The sequence below is a fragment of the Streptomyces pseudogriseolus genome, assembly GCA_002154585.1.
In the GTDB taxonomy this organism is placed as follows: Bacteria; Actinomycetota; Actinomycetes; order Streptomycetales; family Streptomycetaceae; genus Streptomyces; species Streptomyces pseudogriseolus.
The window spans coordinates 1-257 of the sequence record MUNG01000770.1 but is presented as its reverse complement, the minus strand read 5'-3'; the positions used below and the strand labels follow the sequence as shown (position 1 = coordinate 257).

General features: G+C 81.7%; 1 pseudogene. It reads left to right on the top strand.

From position 1 onward, the window contains the following. Positions 1–257 (top strand): annotated as a pseudogene (locus CCN29_RS34670) (SWIM zinc finger family protein); the annotation flags it as partial.

Sequence of the window (257 nt, the reverse complement as noted above, 5' to 3'; positions counted from 1 at the left end):
AGGCGGCCGGGGCGGCCGGGGGCCCCTCCTCTCGTCCCGGGGACATCGCGCGGGAGGCGTTGCGCGCCGCCCGCGAGGAACGGGCACGGGCCCGCGCGCGGGAGCAGGTGGACGAGGCGAAGCGCCCCCGCCGCGACCCCGCGCCCCGCGTTCCGCGCACCACGCGGGGCGACCGCGCCGCCGACCGCCGCGCCCGCGAGATCAGGGAGTCCCTCGCGGACGCCTTCCTCATGCCCGACGCGACGGACGCCCCGACA